The organism is Mucilaginibacter kameinonensis (assembly GCF_003675385.1).
GTDB classification, from domain to species: Bacteria; Bacteroidota; Bacteroidia; order Sphingobacteriales; family Sphingobacteriaceae; genus Mucilaginibacter; species Mucilaginibacter kameinonensis.
The window spans coordinates 363,531-383,050 of sequence record NZ_RCWZ01000004.1 but is presented as its reverse complement, the minus strand read 5'-3'; the positions used below and the strand labels follow the sequence as shown (position 1 = coordinate 383,050).

General features: G+C 46.4%; 13 protein-coding genes. All 13 read left to right on the top strand.

The genetic code is table 11. The features are described 5' to 3' along the window. Positions 1 to 148: 148 nt before the first annotated feature. The gene (locus EAH55_RS19900) at positions 149 to 1,531 is read left to right on the top strand and encodes a glycoside hydrolase family 140 protein (RefSeq protein ID WP_121811197.1); all 1,383 of its coding nucleotides are present in this window, start codon (positions 149 to 151) and stop codon (positions 1,529 to 1,531) included. Further along, a complete protein-coding gene (locus EAH55_RS19895) occupies positions 1,532 to 2,482 on the top strand; it encodes a glycoside hydrolase family 43 protein (RefSeq protein ID WP_121811196.1) in 951 nt (316 codons plus the stop codon). It abuts the gene before it with no gap. Continuing rightward, positions 2,475 to 4,310, top strand: coding sequence for a sialidase/neuraminidase family protein (locus EAH55_RS19890; RefSeq protein WP_121811195.1), 1,836 nt, complete (start codon positions 2,475 to 2,477; stop codon positions 4,308 to 4,310). Before EAH55_RS19895 ends, EAH55_RS19890 begins: the two co-directional genes overlap by 8 nt. Then, positions 4,310 to 5,767 carry a sialate O-acetylesterase gene (locus tag EAH55_RS19885; RefSeq protein WP_244228265.1) on the top strand — a complete coding sequence of 486 codons (1,458 nt, stop codon included), beginning with the start codon at positions 4,310 to 4,312 and terminating at the stop codon, positions 5,765 to 5,767. The genes EAH55_RS19890 and EAH55_RS19885 overlap by 1 nt, the downstream gene beginning before the upstream one ends. Positions 5,768 to 5,775: 8 nt before the next feature. Continuing rightward, positions 5,776 to 8,562, top strand: a complete 2,787-nt coding sequence (locus EAH55_RS19880; RefSeq protein ID WP_121811194.1) for a glycoside hydrolase family 2 protein — start codon at positions 5,776 to 5,778, stop codon at positions 8,560 to 8,562. 3 nt (positions 8,563 to 8,565) lie between these two features. Then, on the top strand, positions 8,566 to 11,322 hold the full coding sequence (locus EAH55_RS19875) for an alpha-L-rhamnosidase (protein ID WP_121811193.1): 2,757 nt from the start codon (positions 8,566 to 8,568) through the stop codon (positions 11,320 to 11,322). 12 nt (positions 11,323 to 11,334) lie between these two features. Beyond that, on the top strand, positions 11,335 to 12,060 hold the full coding sequence (locus EAH55_RS19870; RefSeq protein ID WP_244228263.1) for a DUF3826 domain-containing protein: 726 nt from the start codon (positions 11,335 to 11,337) through the stop codon (positions 12,058 to 12,060). Positions 12,061 to 12,064: 4 nt separating this feature from the next. Further along, positions 12,065 to 13,198 carry a sialidase family protein gene (locus EAH55_RS19865; RefSeq protein ID WP_121811192.1) on the top strand — a complete coding sequence of 378 codons (1,134 nt, stop codon included), beginning with the start codon at positions 12,065 to 12,067 and terminating at the stop codon, positions 13,196 to 13,198. 241 nt (positions 13,199 to 13,439) lie between these two features. Further along, positions 13,440 to 14,840 (top strand): alpha/beta hydrolase family protein, encoded by a 1,401-nt coding sequence (locus tag EAH55_RS19860; RefSeq protein WP_121811191.1) that lies wholly within the window; start codon positions 13,440 to 13,442, stop codon positions 14,838 to 14,840. Positions 14,841 to 14,843: 3 nt separating this feature from the next. Further along, a complete protein-coding gene (locus EAH55_RS19855) occupies positions 14,844 to 15,728 on the top strand; it encodes a sugar phosphate isomerase/epimerase family protein (RefSeq protein WP_121811190.1) in 885 nt (294 codons plus the stop codon). A 10-nt stretch (positions 15,729 to 15,738) separates the two neighbouring features. Further along, on the top strand, positions 15,739 to 17,661 hold the full coding sequence (locus tag EAH55_RS19850; RefSeq protein WP_121811189.1) for a right-handed parallel beta-helix repeat-containing protein: 1,923 nt from the start codon (positions 15,739 to 15,741) through the stop codon (positions 17,659 to 17,661). After that, complete coding sequence (locus EAH55_RS19845; RefSeq protein ID WP_121811188.1) at positions 17,658 to 18,410, top strand: L-rhamnose mutarotase; 753 nt, start codon at positions 17,658 to 17,660, stop codon at positions 18,408 to 18,410. The genes EAH55_RS19850 and EAH55_RS19845 overlap by 4 nt, the downstream gene beginning before the upstream one ends. 22 nt (positions 18,411 to 18,432) lie before the next feature. After that, positions 18,433 to 19,512, top strand: coding sequence for a Gfo/Idh/MocA family protein (locus EAH55_RS19840; protein WP_121811187.1), 1,080 nt, complete (start codon positions 18,433 to 18,435; stop codon positions 19,510 to 19,512). Positions 19,513 to 19,520: the final 8 nt, after the last annotated feature.

Here is a 19,520-nt window from a genome sequence, read left to right as displayed (position 1 = left end):
GCGGCGGACAGCGCGATTCCCCTCTTGGGGGGGGGGGCGAAGGGGTGTGTTAACAAAGTGATAATAAACGTGTGCGAAACACACCCCTGCCAATGCTCAACCCAACGCGCCCCCTCTCAAGAGGGGAACTTATAAATGTTACTATACTATGCTTAAAAAATCTACCATACTAATCGCTATAGCCTGTTTGCTTTTTGCCTTTAAAAGCAACGAGGAAATGCCACGTTTAAGCATATCCACCAATCACCGCTATTTTATGGCCCGTGATAAGCCGTTTTTTTGGCTGGGTGATACAGGCTGGTTGTTATTCTCCAAACTGAAAAGAGAAGAAGCAGAACAGTATCTTGATACTCGCTCAAAACAGGGCTTTAACGTGATACAGGTGATGGTAGTGCACAGCATTAAAGAAACCAATGCCTACGGGGATTCCGCGCTAAGTAATAAAAATATCGCTCAACCAAAAACAACTCCCGGCAATAACTTTGGTAAAGGAAACGAATATGACTACTGGGATCATATTGACTGGATTATCACCAAAGCTGCCGAAAAAGGTTTGTACGTTGCCTTGGTTCCTGTTTGGGGATCGGTTGTGAAGGAAAGCCATATTGGTGCTGATAAAGCAAAAACGTATACTGGATTTTTGGCCAAAAGATATCGCGACCGGCCGAATGTGATCTGGATGAATGGTGGCGATATTGCTGGTTCAGATTCATTAAAAACCTGGAATGCCATAGGTAACACGCTGCATGATCAGGACGGAACACACCTGGTAACTTACCACCCACGTGGCCGCACGCAATCATCAAAATGGTTTCATAATCAAGACTGGTTAGATTTCAATTGCTTCCAATCCGGCCATCGTACCTATGCGCAGGATACCTCAAAAAAAGATCTGAAATATGGCGAGGACAATTGGCGCTATGTGCAAACGGATTACAATCTATCGCCTGCAAAACCAACGCTTGATGCCGAACCATCCTATGAAAAGATCCCTTATGGTCTGCATGACATCAAGCTACCCCGCTGGACTGCCGCCGATGTAAGACGCTACGGTTACTGGTCGGTTTTTGCCGGGGCTTGCGGATATACTTATGGCGATAATGATGTGATGCAAATGCACAAGCCAACTGATAAAGGCAGTGCGTACGGTTCAAAAGGGTATTGGTATAATTCAGTTAATGATCCGGGGGCTAAGCAGATGGTTTATCTGAAGAAGCTAATGCTGTCGCGCCCATATTTTGATCGGGTACCCGATCAATCATTAATAGCGGGTAACAATGGCGAAAAATATAACAGGCTGATAGCTACCCATGGTAAAAATTATGCTTTTGTGTATACCTACACCGGTCGTGAGATCAATATCAATGCTGATAAACTGGAAGGCACAAAACTAAAAGCATCATGGTATAACCCGCGCAACGGGCAAACTACAGCTATTGGCACCTTCGCGAAAGCTAAAACAATAAAATTTAAACCGCCCGGTAAAGTATCAAACGGTAACGACTGGGTGCTTATCATAGACGCGATATAAATGAAAAGGGCGATTAAACATATCAGCTTACTATTTGCAATTGCGTTGATGTTTTCATGCAAGGCCAGTAAAAGCGTGTACCTTTTTACATCGTTTCATGAGCCTGCTAATGAAGGTTTACGCTTTTTATACAGCAATGATGCTTATCACTGGAATGCCATCGATCATATTTTCATTAAACCGGAAGTTGGCGACGCCAAAATCATGCGCGACCCATCCATAGCTCAGGGCCCCGAGGGAGTTTATCACCTGGTATGGACAACCGGCTGGAAAAACGATAAAGGTATTGGTTATGCCAGTTCAAAGGACCTGATTCACTGGTCGGCAGAAGAGCATATTGAAGTGATGGCCAACGAGCCCACCGCGGTGAATGCCTGGGCACCGGAGTTGTTTTATGATGAGGGTAATAAGTATTTCATTATCGTTTGGGCTTCAACTGTACCGTTCCGCTTTTCAAAAGGGCAGGAGGATGAAAATAATAATCACCGCCTTTACTACACCACAACCAAAGATTTTAAAACCTTCAGTCCCTCAAAGCTCTTCCTTGATCCGGGTTTTAGTGTAATCGACGCCGAAATTGTAAAGCGGGCCAAAAATGATTACGCGCTGGTGATGAAGGATAATACCCGGCCTAACCGCAATATTCTTGTAGCGTTCAGCAATAATCCCCTGGGGCCATATAATAACTATATCCCAAGATTTACCGAGCCCTTCAGCGAAGGCCCGAGCATGACCAAAGCGGGCAATAGCTGGTTGATCTATTACGATTCGTACCGATTAAAAAGATATGGCGCTATGCGCACAACCGACTTTAAAACTTTTACCGACCTGGCCGACAGCGTAAGCGTACCGGAAGGGCATAAGCATGGCACCATATTTAAGGTTACCAAAAAACAGCTTGCGCAGCTTTTACAGGCCGCCGGGCAAACCAAAGCAGCTAAACATGAATAAGTTCATCAGCATATTGTTTTTTATATCGATGGCCTGCGTTGCCAATGCACAGGACACCGTGCATTACAGCGGCAATACGGTTGCCAATGTTGATTATCATCACGGACAGTTAACTCCGGTGATAGGCGTGCATAGCAAACAGATCTTCAGGGCCAACCGCGAACATCCGGAACTGGCCGATGGGTTTGGTTTTACCTATAACCATGCGCCCATGCTGGCCTACTGGAACAATACTTTTTATGTAGAATACCTGAGCGATAAGGTAGGCGAAAGCGTGCCACCGGGCCAAACCCTGCTCATGACCTCAAAAGATGGCGAAACCTGGTCAAAGCCTACTGTAGTTTTTCCTCAGTATAAAATACCTGATGGCACCACCAAAGAAGGGCATCCCGGTGTGGCTAAAGACCTGTATTCGGTAATGCACCAGCGTATGGGTTTTTATACATCCAAATCAAAACGCCTGCTGGTGCTTGGTTTTTATGGCATTTGTTTGGATGGTCATGATGACCCTAACGATGGTTTGGGTGTTGGCCGCGTAGTGCGTGAAGTTTTTCCAAACGGCAAATTTGGGCCGGTCTATTTTATTCACTACAACCCCAAATGGAACGAAAAGAATACCTCATATCCCTTTTACAAAACCAGTAAGGACAAAGGTTTTGTACAGGCCTGCGATGAGTTGATGGCCAACCCGCTAATGATGATGCAATGGGTTGAGGAAACCGACAGGAAAGATCCTTTGATTCCGCTGCATAAGGATTATAAGGCATTTAACTTCTACCACCTGCCCGACGGACGCGTGGTTGGTTTATGGAAATACGCGCTTACCGCCATCAGCACAGATAATGGCAAAACATGGCCTGCTAATGCTGCCCGCGCACCACGTTTTGTAACCGCCAATGCCAAGATCTGGGGACAACGCACATCCGACGGCAAATACGCTACGGTTTACAATCCCTCGGAGTTCCGCTGGCCGCTGGCTTTATCCGTTAGTAAGGATGGATTAGATTATACTAATCTACTACTGGTTAATGGCGAGATAACCACCATGCGTTACGGTGGGGCTTATAAATCATACGGTCCGCAATATACGCGCGGTATTGAGGAAGGGAACGGAGCCCCGCCAGATGGTAAGCTTTGGGTAACCTACAGCATGAACAAGGAGGATATCTGGGTATCATCCATCCCCGTGCCGATCACCGAAAAAGCGGATACGCACGCCAACGAGGTTTTTAACGAATTACCTTCCGGTAAAGAACTGGAGAAATGGAATACTTACAGTCCGCAGTGGGCGCCAGCAAGTATCGACAAGTCGCCTGATGGTGAGCGCGCGTTAACCCTGAAAGACAGCGATCCATTTGATTTTGCCAAAGCAGAACGTGTTGTGCCTGTTTCTAAAAAATTAATGACCGATTTCACCATCACTGCAGGGCAAAACAACGCAGGTATGCTGGACATTGAATTTCAGGATGAAAAAGGTACTGCTGCCATCAGGCTTACGCTTGATTCGGCGGGACAGTTCAGGACCAAGGCTGGGTACCGCAATAAAAACTTTATGAAGTATGATGGTGGTACGCAATATCACGTAGTCATCAGGCTCAATACGGATACCCGCTTTTACACGGTGAATGTGAACGGAAAGGATGTACTTACCGGCCTGTTTTTCGCGCCGGTGCTAAGCGTAAATCGGGTTGTATTCCGTACGGGGGATATCAGAAGGTTCCCGGATGCCGATACACCTACCGATCAGGACTTCGACCGGCCAAACGCTGGTGAAGCAGCAAAGCAAGCTGTTTTCTACATCAAATCATTTAAAACAAGTAATTACTAATGATACCGCGCCTGATAAAATATTGTTGGTTAACGGTCTGCCTGCTAAGTTCCGGGATTGCCGGGGCGCAGGTAGTTTTACCTAAAGTTTTGGGCAACAATATGGTATTGCAGCGTAATGCTCCCGTACCTGTTTGGGGCACAGCCTCGCCGGGCGAAAAGGTAACGGTAAAGTTCAATAAGCAAACCAAAACAACTACAGCTGATGCGGCGGGCAAATGGATGATAAAGCTTGACGCGATGCCGGCCTCTGCCAAACCGGTAACGCTAACCATATTGGGTAAAAACACTATCCAACTGCAAAATATACTGGTGGGCGAGGTGTGGCTTTGCTCCGGCCAATCAAACATGCAATACGAAATGCGCAAGAACAGCAAGGTGAAAAAGCCGGATACAAGCACGGCAAATTCGCCGGTTGATGAACTGGACCGCGCGCATAACCCGCAGATCAGGATCTTCCTGGTTACGCAGAAAAATTTGTTAAAGCCCGATTCAACCCATTCGGGATGGAGCGTGGCCGAAGATTCGGCTTTGAGGGCATTTTCGGCGGCGGGATATTTCTTCGCTAAAAACCTGCAGCATGATCTGAAAGTGCCGGTGGGCATTATTTCATCGGCAGTAAGCGGTAGTAGGATCGAGCCCTGGGTATCGCAGGAAAGTTTTGATGCTATCCCTTATTTCAAAGCCAATAATATTAAAATTGACGGCGATCCGGGTAAATTTTATGCCAAAATGATTGAGCCTGTTGCGCCGTACGCGCTGAAAGGTTTTTTATGGTACCAGGGCGAAAGTGGCTGTTTTTTAGGTGAAACCATCAGCTACACTTACAAAATGGAGGCGCTGATCAATAACTGGCGCAAGCTCTGGGGCGATAAAACATTGCCGTTTTACTATGTACAGATAGCACCGTATTACTATACCCAGGGAAAAGGCCCCGTAACCTATACGCAATTTACCGAGCCCGAATTTCGTGAGGCGCAAGCCGCCGCACTGCAAATTCCGCATACAGGCATGATCATCACTACCGATTTAAACGATGATCTTAAAAATATCCATCCGCCATTTAAATGGGAAATAGGCAGGAGGCTTGAGCTGCAGGCGCTTGCTAACACCTACAAAAAAACAGTCGTTTTTTCGGGCCCGGTATATAAAAGCATGAAGATAAGCGACAACAAGATCATTCTTGAGTTTGATCATGTGGGTGCTGGCTTGGTGAGCCATGATGGTAAACCGCTTACTGATTTCACCATTGCCGGCGCCGACGGAAATTTTGCTGTGGCCACAGCCACAATAAAAGGAAATACGGTTGAAGTATTAGCCATGTCGGTTGCCAAACCCGTAACCGCACGCTTTGCCTGGTCGGAATCGGCACAACCCAATTTTTATAACAAAGATGGTTTGCCTGCTGCCCCTTTCCGCACAGATAACCCTTTGAAATTTACTTTAACTGCTAACTGAATATACTAATGAGATCTGCCTGCTTTAAAATATGGATTGCTTTGCTGTTTGTTATTAACTGGTCGGTAAGCCATGGCCAGGAAACGCAAAAGTTATTCCTGTCGGGTACAGGGAGCGACCATACCGTGAACTGGCAGTTTTATTGCACCGCGGGCAACAATTCAGGTAAATGGACTACCATTCCGGTGCCATCAAACTGGGAGTTTCAGGGCTTTGGCAAATACAATTACGGGCTTGCAAAAGATAGTTTAAAAGGTAAGGAGCAAGGGTTATATAAATACGAATTTAAGGTGCCCGCATCATGGCAGGGTAAGGCTATCAATATTGTTTTTGATGGCTCGATGACCGATACCGAAGTGAAACTAAATGGCAAATCGGCCGGAGCAATTCACCAGGGATCATTTTATCGTTTTAAATACGATGTAAGCGCTTTGCTCAACTACGGAAAATCAAACTTGTTGGAGGTAACAGTATCTAAACATTCGGCCAATGCATCGGTAAACGCGGCCGAACGCAAAGGCGATTTCTGGATCTTCGGCGGAATTTTCAGACCGGTATTTCTGGAAGCTGCCCCTAAATCGCACATCAGCTATTATGCTATTGATGCCAAAGCCAATGGTAATTTAAAAGCACAGTTGAAACTGGCATCTGTAAAAAGCGGCACGGTGACAGGACAAGTATATACATTGGCAGGGCAGAAGTTTGGCGCTCCTTTTTCTGTAAAAGTTAACGCGGGTGATACCGTTGCTAATATCAATACTCACATCGCCTCGCCAAAATTATGGTCGCCGGAGTTTCCTAACCTGTATAATGTGGTGTTTACTCTGAATGAAAATGGCAAGCCTGTTCATGCCGTAAAACAACGCATCGGCTTCCGCACGGTTGAGTTGCGGGAGCATGACGGCATTTATGTAAATAACGTCAAGATCAAGTTTAAAGGCGTAAACCGCCATTCTTTCTGGCCAACTACAGGCAGGGCGTTAAGTAAAAAAGTAAGCATCGAAGATGTTCAGCTCATGAAAGATATGAACATGAACGCCGTGCGTATGTCGCATTATCCGCCCGATGATCATTTCCTGGACGTGTGCGATTCATTAGGTCTGTTTGTATTGGATGAGCTCACCGGCTGGCACCATGCATATGATGATGTGGTAGGATCGAAATTGACCAAAGAACTAATCGAAAAAGATATCAATCATCCCTCTATCGTGATATGGGATAACGGCAACGAAGGTGGCTTTAACTTTAACCTCGATCATTGGTTTGATGAGCTGGATCTTCAAAAACGCCCGTTGATTCATCCCTGGGGGATCTTTCGCGGAACAAATACGCAGCATTATATCAATTATGACTACGGTACCAATACAGGTATAAATGGACACGACGTATTTTTCCCGACCGAGTTTTTACACGGTCTTTATGATGGCGGCGGCGGTGCCGGACTGGATGATTTCTGGAAACAGATGTGGCATACCCCAATTTCGGCGGGTGGTTTTATCTGGGATTTTGCTGATGAGGCCGTAGTTCGCACCGATAAAAATGGAGACCTTGACAGTGATGGCGACCACGGTCCCGATGGTATAGTAGGCCCATATCATGAAAAAGAAGGCAGCTACTATGCTATTAAAGAAATCTGGAGCCCGGTTTACCTCGAACCCCGTGAAATAACTCCCGAGTTTAACGGCATTTTGCGTTTAGAGAACAGGTACGCCTATACTAACCTTAAACAATGCACATTCAGCTATAAGTTGGCTACGCTAAACGACGCCAGATCAACAAGTAAAACCGGGGCTATTGCGTCGCCGGATGTTGCGCCCGGACAGTATGGAAACCTGCAATTACAATTACCAAAGGACTGGCAAAGCTATGATGTGCTTTATATATCGGCTTTTGATGTAAACAAGCACGAACTGTTTACCTGGAGTTTCCCGGTAAGCAATCATGATCAAATCACCAACCGTATCATCACAAAAAAAGACGGAAGTAAAGCTGTAATTACCGAAACAGATTCGCTGTATAAAGTAAAAACCGGCAACGGGATCGAACTGGCGTTTAACCGTAATTCGGGCATATTGGTTAGTGTGAAAAATGCTAAAGGTGATATTCCTTTTAACAACGGCCCTGTTTTGGTTGAAGGGCAGGATCAAACAGGTTTTGAAAAACTCAGCTATCATTACGAAGGCGATAACCTGGTAGTTGAAGCGGTATTCCCACCCAAAAAATCAGAACCTTTACTGAAATGGACTATCTATCCATCGGGCTGGGTGCAGCTTGATGTTAAATACTGGCCAATTGGCGAGGATGCTACACTGATGGGTGTTAATTTCTCCTTCCCCGAAAAAGAGATTAAAGGCGTTACCTACATGGGCGATGGCCCTTACCGGGTATGGAAAAACAGGATGAAGGGTACTTCGCTGGGTGTATGGGATAAAACCTACAACAATACCATAACCGGGCAGGGCAAGGTTGTTTATCCTGAGTTTAAAGGCTATTACTCCAACCTGTACTGGATGAAACTGGAAACCACGGGGCAACCTGTAACTATTGTATGCAATAGCCGGGATGTTTTTATGCGTCTGTTCACGCCGACAAACCCTGCAAAGGTTTACAATACGGCCCCAGCTTTCCCTTCGGGCGATATCTCGTTTATGCATGGTATCACGCCCATCGGCACCAAATCGCAAAAGCCTGAAAAGCTGGGCCCGGGCGGACAAAAGAACCAATATTTTAATTACGACAGGAATATAGAAGACGCGCTTTCGCTGAACCTGTATTTCGACTTTTCGGGTAAATAATCGATGAGAAGGTTGCTTGCACATATCGGTTTGGCTGTAGTGGTTATGTTAACCTGCCTGGGCAATTGCTATGCGGATGCCCACATCGGTTTGCAAAACTTGAAATGCGAAATGCAGAATAACCCTTTAGGCATCGGCACCAATAAACCACGCTTAAGCTGGCAAATCACCAGCGATGCACGGAATACCAACCAGATGGCCTATCAAATTTTAGTAGCCTCAACTCCCGAAAAGCTAACAGTCGGGCAGGGTGATCTGTGGGATTCTCGCAAAGTAAATTCTGCTGAATCCATCATGATCAGTTATGCGGGCAAGCCCCTGGTGAGTCGTACGGTATGTTACTGGAAAGTAAGGGTTTGGACAAACAACGGTGGAAGCGCTTGGAGTAAACCCGCTAAATGGAGTGTTGGACTTTTAAATCCAGCCGACTGGAAAGCCAAATGGATAGGTTGTGATCGTGGATTTGCCTGGGATAGTGTTTCCAAGTTTTCGCGCCTTTCGGGCCGGTATTATCGCCGAGGGTTTAGTTTGAATAAGGCCATCAAGCATGCCACGGCCTACATAGTTGGCTTGGGTCATTACGAGCTATATGTTAATGGCCAGATCATAGGCGACCAGGTTTTGGCCGAAGCACCTACCGACTATACCCAATCGGTTAAGTACAACACGTTTGATGTTACCGGGTATCTGAAACAGGGCAATAATGCTATCGGAACGGTATTGGGTAACGGCCGTTATTTTACCATGCGGCCAAAATACAAGCCTAAAAAGATCAAGGAATTTGGTTTCCCAAAAATGCTGCTTCAACTGGAGGTGGAATATACCGATGGAACAAAGCAAACTATCATAAGCGATAACAGTTGGCATTTTACCGCTGATGGCCCTATCCGCACCAATAACGAATATGACGGTGAGGAATACGATGCCACCAAAGAATTTCCGGGATGGAACAATGCAGATTTTGACGACAGCCAATGGCTTAAAGCGGAACTGGTGCAGGCTCCCGGTGGAAAGCTCGACGCGCAGATGAATGAGCCGATCAGGGTGATGGATATCGTTAAACCTGTTAGCATCAGTCAGCTTAAAAAAGATACGTGGGTTTTGGATATGGGGCAAAACATGGCAGGCTGGTTGCTGGTGCGTGTAAAAGGAAACCGCGGCGATAAAGTAACACTCCGTTATGCAGAAACCCTTCAGCCCAACAATGAACTTTACGTAGCTAACCTTCGCGATGCCAAAGTAACCGATGTGTATACCCTGAAAGGCGGGGCAGAAGAAACCTGGCACCCGGTATTTGTGTACCACGGTTTCAGGTATGTAGAGATCAGCGGGTATCCCGGTAAGCCTGAATTAGCCGATTTTGAAGGGCAGGTGGTTTACGATGCCTTACCAACTATTGGCCATTTTGAAACATCTAACGGCATCGTCAATAAGATATATCACAATGCGTATTGGGGAATCCTGAGCAATTACAAAGGTATGCCCGTAGATTGCCCGCAGCGTAACGAACGGATGCCCTGGCTTGGTGATAGGGCTGTGGGTTCGCTTGGCGAAAGTTTTGTGTTTGCCAACGGTAATTTCTACGCCAAATGGCTGGATGATATCGCGCAATCGCAAACGCCGGATGGCGCTATCCCGGACGTTGCGCCCGCTTACTGGAACTATTACAGCGACAACATGACCTGGCCCGGTACCTATATCCTGGTGGCTGATATGCTTTTCCGCCAGTTTGCCGATAAAGCGCCTATTGAAAAGCATTATGCCTCCATGAAAAAATGGATGGACTATATGCGGGTTAAGTACATGAAAAACACCATCGTTACCAAAGATAAATATGGTGATTGGTGTGTGCCGCCGGAATCACTTGAACTGATCCACGCCAAAGATTCATCATTGAATACCGATGGACAACTGATTGCTACGGCCTATTATTATCACTTGTCAGGACTAATGGAAAAGTTCGCGACAATACTGCACAAACCTGCTGATGCACAGTTTTTTGCCAGCATGAAGCAAAATATAGCTAAAGCATTTAATGATAAATATTTTGATGAAACCACATTGAAATACAGCAACAATACAGTAACAGCCAACCTGCTGCCGTTATATTTTGGGATCACACCACCTGCAAATAAACAAGCGGTATTCAAAAATATAGTAGCTAAGATCAACGAGGCACATAATCATATCAGTACCGGCGTAATTGGTACCCAATGGCTTATGCGTGGGCTTACGGAGTTTGGCCGCCCCGATCTGGCCTGGAAAATTGCATCTAATACCACTTACCCAAGCTGGGGCTATATGGCCGAGAGGGGCGCTACTACCATCTGGGAATTATGGAATGGCGATACTGCCAATCCGGCTATGAATTCACGTAATCACATTATGCTGCTGGGCGATCTGATTGCCTGGTTTTATCAGGACGTAGCCGGGATAAAAACGGTTAACGCCGGCTTTAAGCAACTGGTGATGCAACCGGCAATTATCAAAGGGCTGGACAGTGTTAATGCTTCGTACCAAACAGCCTATGGCCTTGTAAAAAGCAGTTATACCAATACAAAGGGCAGTTTTAACTGGCATGTTACCGTACCGCCAAACAGTTCGGCGCTGGTTTATGTGCCATCAAAAAATATGGATGAAGTAACCGAGGGCGGGAAGAAAGTATCCGCCATAAAAGATATTAAACAAGTGAAAATGGAGAACGGGAGAGCGGTACTCAGCATAGGTTCGGGCGATTATGATTTTGAAGTAAAATATTAAAGCAACATTGATATGAAAAAATTAAACGTGGCGGGTGCTATGCTAATAGCCTTATTAGCACTGTCGGGCACCTTGAAAGCCCAGGAGCAACAGGTAACTAAAGCAGCTCCATCTCCCGAAGCCCAGGCCAAAGCCGACGCTGAGGTTGATAAGAAAGCGACTGATTGGGTTGCCTCATTATCGCTTACTGATACCGCAAAGGCTACTCGCGTAAAAAATGTGATAGCAAACCACCTCAAAGCCATCCGCGATTGGAACAATACCCATTCGTATGAATCCGTTCCGGCAGGTATTGATCCGGCTACGGGTAAAACTTTGAGCACCATGGACAGGCAGATCATCGTTAATTCATCGCTGCCAAAATCGGTACATGAAAACCTGATGACCGGTTTGCGAAATGACCTGACCGAAGAGCAGGTTGAAGCGTTGCTTGATAAATACACCATCGGCAAAGTGGCTTTCACCTTAGCCGGTTATAAATCGATTATCCCCGACCTGACACCGGTTGAAGAGGCCGCGATCCTCGCCAACCTGAAGCAAGCCCGCGAACAGGCAGTCGATTTTAAAAATATCAAACAGGTATCGGCCATATTCGAGATCTACAAAACCAAAAACGAGCAATACCTCAACAGCAACGGCCGTAACTGGCACAAATTATACGGCGATTATACCAAAGCCATCATCGCGAAAAAGGCTGCTGATAAAGCCGCAAAGGATAAGGCAGTCACTCAAAAATAATGTTATGATGTTAAAAAAGATTTTGTTTACCGGTGCGGTAAGCTGCTTATTCATGATCAATGCCTTTGCCCAAAATCCCTGGCGTAAGGGCATTGTGAAGGACGAGTTTATATACGATAAAGCACCATACCCCGAGTGCCACGCGGCGACTATAGCCGAAACACCGACCGGCCTTGTAGCCTCATGGTTTGGCGGTACTAAGGAGCGTAACCCCGATGTTTGTATCTGGGTAAGCCGTTTTGTTAACGGCAAATGGACCGAGGGTATTAACGTAGCAAACGGCATCCAGAATGATACTTTACGCTATGCCTGCTGGAACCCGGTATTGTACCAGGTGCCCAAAGGCGAATTGCAGCTTTATTATAAAATAGGCCCAAGCCCGGCAAAATGGAAAGGTTTTGTAAAAACATCTAAAGATGGCGGCATCACCTGGTCGGAGCAGAAGGCTTTGCCCGAAGGGTTTTTAGGCCCTATCAAAAACAAACCGGTATTGCTTAAAAACGGCACGCTGTTGAGCCCGGTAAGTACCGAAGGTAAGGCCTGGCAGGTTCATTTTGAAGCCACCAAAGATTTTGGGGAAAACTGGACAATGATAGGCCCAATCAGCGATGGCAAAGATTTGAAAGCTATACAACCGAGTATTTTAACTTACAAGGATGGCAGGCTGCAGGCGCTTTGCCGCAGCCAGAACCGGGCGATATTAAGCACCTGGTCTAAGGATGGCGGACAAACATGGTCGCCTTTGGAGAAGACCAGTCTGCCTAATAACAATTCCGGTACCGACGCTATGACACTAAAAGATGACCGGCAGCTATTGGTTTACAACCATGTTTTGCCGCCAGGAAACCTCGCAAAAGGTGCTCGCACGCCTTTGAATGTGGCAGTTTCCAAAGATGGCATTACGTGGTATGCGGCTTTGATCCTTGAAGATTCGCCTGTTAGCCAGTATTCTTATCCATCGGTAATTCAAACTTCGGATGGAATGGTGCATGTGGTTTACACCTGGCGCCGGCAAAAGATAAAGCATGTGGTTATTGATCCATCAAAGTTGGAGTTGAAAGAGATAAAGGATGGCATTTGGCCTAAGGTAGAGGGGTATACGCCGCCCGTGCCGGTTGGGGAGACGAAGGATTTGTAAGGAGGAAAGAGACCCTGATGGACAAAAAAGCGTCATGCCGAACTTGTTTCGGCACCTCACAGGACAGGTAGTCGATTTGCTTAGCATAGTGACTTGGCGAGTGGGGTGCTGAAACGAGTCCAGCATGACCTTGATTTTGCAAATGTAGAGACGCATCACATGCGTCTCCTTCAGGACAAGCAACTGTTGAATAACAACCCACGGGAGACGCATGTGATGCGTCTCTACAAAAAATAAAACCATGAAAAAACTGATCTACATATTGGTAACCTGCCTCACAGCAATGTGCTTTGCCACCCACGCGCAGCAAACTACAGATGCCATGTACAGGAAAACCCTGAAGGAGGTGCTTGATGAGGTGCAGGACAAATACCACGTAAAGATCAAATACACAGCTGCCCAGGTTGATGGTAAATGGGTTAACTACGCGCAATGGCGTTTCAGGCCCAATGTGGATACCTCACTGGCCAATATCCTCACCCCGCTCGATCTGAAAGTGAATAAAGAGGCTCCCGGCAGGTATAAGCTCAAAGAATATGAATACTTCCGCTGGGCGGTAAGCGATGGCTGGAAGGAGCTTGACAGGATAGCCGCTCAATACCACGACCGTGATACCTGGGAACAGCGGAAGGCCATGCTGAAGCCGGAGCTTTACAAAGCTTTAGAACTATCGCCTTTGCCTGCCAAACCTGCGTCAAAACCAATCATTACTCTAAAAAGAACGTTTGATGGGTATACCGTTGAGAATATCGCCATTGAAATATTACCGGGTTTGTACATCAATGGTTCGCTGTATAAACCGCTGAAAATTAGAGGTAAAATACCTGTGATACTAAGTCCGGACGGGCATTGGGAGCATCAACGCTACCGTGCCGATTGCCAGATCCGTTGCGCATCACTGGCGCGGATGGGAGCGATGGCCTACAGTTACGATCTTTTTGCCTGGGGCGAATCCTTGCTGCAGTTTAAAGACGAAGATCATCGCCGTAGCCTGGCGCAAACCATCCAGGCGCTTGGTGCTATCAGGATCCTGGATTATGTCGTTTCGCTTAAAGAAACCGACCCGGAACGGGTAGGCATCAGCGGCGGTTCGGGTGGCGGCAGTCATACCGTTTTAATGACAGCCCTGGATGACCGGATCAAATTGAGCGCCCCGGTGGTGTCGGTGTCATCTTATTTTTATGGGGGATGCCCTTGCGAAAGCGGTATGCCTATCCACCAATGCGGCAACGGAACCGACAATGTAGAACTGGCGGCTATGGCAGCGCCCCGGCCCCAGCTGCTGATCTCGGACGGGCAGGATTGGACAGCCAATATGCCTGAACATGATTTTCCTTACCTCCAAAAAATGTACGGTTATTACGGGGTTGCCGATAAGGTAGAGAATGTACACCTACCCAACGAGGGGCATGATTTCGGCCCGTCAAAAAGGGCTGCATTGTACGCTTTCGTAGCAAAGAATTTCCGGTTAGATCTTAATAAGATCAAAGACAGCGGCGGCAGCTTCGATGATAAAAAGGTGACCATTGAAAAAGAGCCTGCTATGTATGTATTTGGCGATAAAGGTGAAAAACTCCCCGCCAACGCTATAAAAGGTTTTGATCAGTTAGAGAAAGTATTTGCGCAGTCAATAAAAAAATAAGATATGAAATACAGGTTGATATCAGGTTTTTGGATAGGTCTAATGGTATGTGCTTTGGGGGCACCATCTACTGCGCAAACCGCGTCAAAGCAACGCTATAAAGTTGCGGTGGTTGATTTGATGATCCTTAAACGGCAAAAGCTGGGTGCCTTTCAGTTGGCTAAAGACATCGGTGCCGATGGGGTTGAAGTTGATATGGGGGGGCTTGGCGACCGGGAAACTTTTGATAACCAGTTGGCCAATGATTCGATCAGAAAAGTGTTTCTGAGCAAGGCCAAAGAGCTGAATCTCGAAATCCCATCTATGGGAATGACCGGCTTCTTCGCTCAATCATTTGCCGAACGGCCAACCGCAATTAAAGCCGTTACCGATTGCATCAACACCATGAAGCAAATGGGTGTTAAAGTTGGCTTTTTGCCCATGGGCATAAAAGGCGACCTGGTGAAGTTTCCCGAATTGCGCGGGGCCATAGTTTCCCGCCTGAAAGAGGTTGGCAAGATAGCCGAAAAAGCTGGTGTGGTGATCGGTATCGAAACTGCATTAGATGCCAAAGGCGAGTTGCAGCTCTTGAAAGATATAGGCTCGCCGGCTATCAAAAGCTATTTCAATTTTGAAAACGCTATCAGAAACGGTCGCGATCTGGATAAGGAGTTAAAAACGTTGGGTAAAACCAACATTATTCAAATCCATTGCACCAATGACGATGGCGTTTGGCTGCAAAACGATCCTAAGATCAACATGGAGCATGTAAAAGCCACTTTAGATAAAATGGGCTGGTCGGGTTGGTTGGTGATTGAACGATCGCGCGATGCCAAAGACCCGCGTAACGTGAAGTGGAATTTCAGCGCGAACACCACTTATGTAAAATCAATTTTTCAGGCTAACTAATTAAATATAAATGAACATCCGCCGCATCATTGTTTTGGTATTTCTGTTAAATGTTATTTTGACAGGCAGCCTTTTTGCGGCCGAAATCTGGGTATCACCTAAAGGCTCTGATACCAATACCGGTACCCGAGAACAGCCGCTGGCTACCGTAGCCATGGCCATCAGGAAAGCCCGTGAATTGAGGCGCTTAAATGACGCATCGATAAAAGGTGGCATTTATATCAGGGTAGCAGCGGGAGTTTACTATTTAAATGAGCCGTTATTTATCCGTCCGGAAGACTCAGGTACTGCCGATAGCCCCACTATTATTGAGGGCGAGGGCATTGGTAAAACTATTTTAAGCGGCGGTATCAAAGTAAATGGCTGGCATAAAGTCAACAACAAAATTCCGGGTTTGCCCGCGGAAGCTAAAGCGAAAGTTTGGGTTGCTGATGGCCCTGTAATCGGCGATGAGCCCTTACAATTCAGGCAGCTATGGGTGAACAACGAAAAGGCTGTTCGTGCCCGGGATACCGAAGCGCCATTGATGAACCGCATCCTTTCCTGGGATCATAAAACTCAGACTTGCGTAATTCCATGGTCGGCATCGGTAGATACCTCTCATCTCAAGGGGATGGAGATGTTTATTCACCAGTGGTGGGCCATTGCTATTTTACGTGTTAAAGCTGTTAAGGTGATGGGTGATAGCGCCCGCTTATCATTTTATCAGCCCGAAAGCCGTATCCAGTCAGAGCACCCCTGGCCCGCGCCCTGGATCTCCAAAAAAACAGGTAATTCAGCTTTTTATCTCAGCAATGCCATCAGCTTTTTAAACAAACCCGGCGAGTGGTATCATGACCGCAGGACTAACAAAATTTACTACATCTCCCGCAAGGGAGAAGATTTGCAAACGGCCACGGCAACAGTCCCTCAATTGGAAACCCTGGTTAAAATGCAGGGCACCGTTGATAACACGGTTAATTACATCAGCTTTAAAAATATCAGTTTTGAACATAGCAGCTGGCTTCGCCCTTCAAAAGAAGGTTTGGTTCCGCACCAGGCGGGAATGTATATGCTTGATGCCTATAAACTGAAAATTCCCGGTACGCCGGATAAAAAAGGATTGGAAAACCAGGCGTGGGTAGGCAGGCCAAAGGCAGCGGTTGAAGTGGCTTATGCATCACATATTAACTTCGATGGCTGCGGTTTTGAACATATGGCCTCAACCGGCTTAGATTTTCAGCGTGGCACACATAATAATGTGGTTAAAGGCAGCCTGTTTAAAGATCTTGGAGGAACTGCGATACTTGACGGCGTATATTCTGATGAAGCACAAGAAGTGCATTTACCCTATAACCCAGGTGATAAGCGGGAGATTTGCACCAACGATACCATTACCAACAATTTAATCACCGACGCTACTAACGAAGACTGGGGCTGTGTGGGCATTGGGGCGGGCTATGTAAAAGGTATCAGTATAATGCATAACGAGGTTTGCGATATAAACTACACCGGCATCAGCATGGGCTGGGGCTGGACCAAGACCGTTAACGCCATGAGCGATAACTGCGTCACGGCCAATAAAATTCATCACTATGCCCGCAATATGTATGATGTGGCGGCTATCTACACGCTATCGGCGCAGCCCGGTTCGGTTATCAGTGATAACTATGTGGATAGCATTTACAAAGCCCCTTACGCGCATGATCCGCAGCATTGGTTTTACTTGTATACTGATGAGGGATCGTCATACATCACCCTAAAAAACAACTGGTGCCCGGCAGATAAATTTTTGAAGAATGCCAATGGCCCCGGCAATGTCTGGGAAAATAACGGTCCGCAGGTTGATGCCGCTGTTAAAAATGCCGCGGGGTTGGAAGCAGCTTATAAATATTTGCTTAAATACAAATCGGTAAACCGGGACAATTGGCCCATTAATCACAAAATGGAATGAGGCAGTTGAGAAAATATTTGATGTTTATAACCTTCTTTGGAGGATGCCTTACATCGATTTTAAGCGCTTGTGATCTTCCTCTTCCCAAAAAGGCCAGCCAACCAAAGGCTGTAGCTAAGGTAAAACCACGCTTGATTGTGCGCCCGGCTGTTATTGAAATTATTACACATGATAAGGCCCACTTTGACTATGACGGGTTGTTCGATATCGGCAAAAGTGTAGACGGTGATATTGACGACATTCGCCAATGGAAAAATCATTTTACCATTTACCTCCACATCCCAAATCCCGAAAGTGTACTTAAGGAAATAAAGAAATCATATCCGCAGGATTCGATCAAATACTACGAAAAACCTTTCTACGCATTTAACCGGAAAATGTGCGCGGATACCATTAGGGCCAAACAGTGGGAAAATATAGTCATGACCGCCAACCTGGTTAATGAGCCTAAGCTTCAGCAAGAATATTTAAACTACCATGCCACACAGTTTAAGAACTGGCCGGAGGTAGCCAAAGGCTTTTGCAACGCAAATTTTCAGCAATTGCTCGTGTTCAAAAGCGGCAGGCAGTTAATGCTGGTCATCAGCATTCCCAAAGGCGAAAGCCTTGATAAACTGAACCCTAAAACCACCGAAAATAACCCGAGGGTAAATGAATGGAACCGCCTGATGAAGAAATACCAGGAAGGCATTCCCGGTGCAAAGTCGGGCGAGGTTTGGGTTGAATTCAGACCTGTTCATACAAATTAAAGCATCAGCAATAAGATATAAAATGAAAATAGGAATATTAGGATTAGGCGAAGGGCGCAGCACCATGTCGGCAGTATTGAAAAGCGAAAAGCTTGAACTGAAAATGGTATGCGATATGAATATTGAAATGTGCAAACACCGCGCGGAGGAGTTTAACTTTCATAACTATACCACCAGTTATCAGGACATGCTCAACGATGCCGAAATAGATATCATTGCCATTTACACACCCGATCATTTACATGCCGAGCACGTTAAACAGGCTTTACTGCATGGCAAACACGTGGTATGTACCAAGCCATTTATTGATGATTTGAGCAAAGCGGCCGAGCTGCTTGAACTGGTTGAGCAAAGCGGCAAAAAAGTATTTATAGGCCAAAGCTCGCGGTTTTTTGAGCCGATGAAAAAGCAGCGTAAAGATTACGAGGCAGGTTTGATAGGGGATTTAATTACTGTTGAGGCTTACTACCATGCTGATCATCGCTGGTTTTTAGCGAAGCCATGGTCATTACAACAGGCTTTTAAATGGTTGTACGGCGGCTTAAGTCACCCGGTTGATTTTATCCGCTGGTATCTGCCGGAGATTGAAGAGGTGATGGGCTACGGCATGTTAAGTGCTAATGGTGCAAAAGGAGGCTTGAAGAACCCCGACACCATGCACTTTATATTCAAAGCAAAAGATAGCCGCATTGCACGCGTGAGCGGTTGTTACACCGGGCCGGTGCAACCCGTTACCCGCGACAGTGAAATGAGCTGCATTTTACGCGGTACCGAAGGCTGCAGCCAGGGCGATTACATGGATTTACGCTATGCCATCACCGATAACACCGGCGAAGAACGCATCATTACCTGGGAGCATAAACTAAAACACTACTTCAGGTTTGAGGGCAAAAGCCACCACGCCGGCGAGTATCAAAACTACCTCGAGTACTTTGCCGATAGCATCACCGAAGGCTACACCGCTTACCCGGACATAAAAGAAGGTATCGGCACCATCGCCCTGCTTCAGGCCATGGATCGGTCGTTACAAACCGGTAAGCCCGTAAAGGTTGATGAGATCCTGACCGAGTTTAATTTAACCGTAAATGAGTTAAGCGCATGATATTGGGC

What these genes read in the sequence shown, in the direction of transcription:
- EAH55_RS19900 (WP_121811197.1), top strand. Translation starts at nt 149, where the DNA reads ATGCTTAAAAAATCTACCATACTAATCGCTATAGCCTGTTTGCTTTTT.
- EAH55_RS19895 (WP_121811196.1), top strand. Translation starts at nt 1,532, where the DNA reads ATGAAAAGGGCGATTAAACATATCAGCTTACTATTTGCAATTGCGTTG.
- EAH55_RS19890 (WP_121811195.1), top strand. Translation starts at nt 2,475, where the DNA reads ATGAATAAGTTCATCAGCATATTGTTTTTTATATCGATGGCCTGCGTT.
- EAH55_RS19885 (WP_244228265.1), top strand. Translation starts at nt 4,310, where the DNA reads ATGATACCGCGCCTGATAAAATATTGTTGGTTAACGGTCTGCCTGCTA.
- EAH55_RS19880 (WP_121811194.1), top strand. Translation starts at nt 5,776, where the DNA reads ATGAGATCTGCCTGCTTTAAAATATGGATTGCTTTGCTGTTTGTTATT.
- EAH55_RS19875 (WP_121811193.1), top strand. Translation starts at nt 8,566, where the DNA reads ATGAGAAGGTTGCTTGCACATATCGGTTTGGCTGTAGTGGTTATGTTA.
- EAH55_RS19870 (WP_244228263.1), top strand. Translation starts at nt 11,335, where the DNA reads ATGAAAAAATTAAACGTGGCGGGTGCTATGCTAATAGCCTTATTAGCA.
- EAH55_RS19865 (WP_121811192.1), top strand. Translation starts at nt 12,065, where the DNA reads ATGATGTTAAAAAAGATTTTGTTTACCGGTGCGGTAAGCTGCTTATTC.
- EAH55_RS19860 (WP_121811191.1), top strand. Translation starts at nt 13,440, where the DNA reads ATGAAAAAACTGATCTACATATTGGTAACCTGCCTCACAGCAATGTGC.
- EAH55_RS19855 (WP_121811190.1), top strand. Translation starts at nt 14,844, where the DNA reads ATGAAATACAGGTTGATATCAGGTTTTTGGATAGGTCTAATGGTATGT.
- EAH55_RS19850 (WP_121811189.1), top strand. Translation starts at nt 15,739, where the DNA reads ATGAACATCCGCCGCATCATTGTTTTGGTATTTCTGTTAAATGTTATT.
- EAH55_RS19845 (WP_121811188.1), top strand. Translation starts at nt 17,658, where the DNA reads ATGAGGCAGTTGAGAAAATATTTGATGTTTATAACCTTCTTTGGAGGA.
- EAH55_RS19840 (WP_121811187.1), top strand. Translation starts at nt 18,433, where the DNA reads ATGAAAATAGGAATATTAGGATTAGGCGAAGGGCGCAGCACCATGTCG.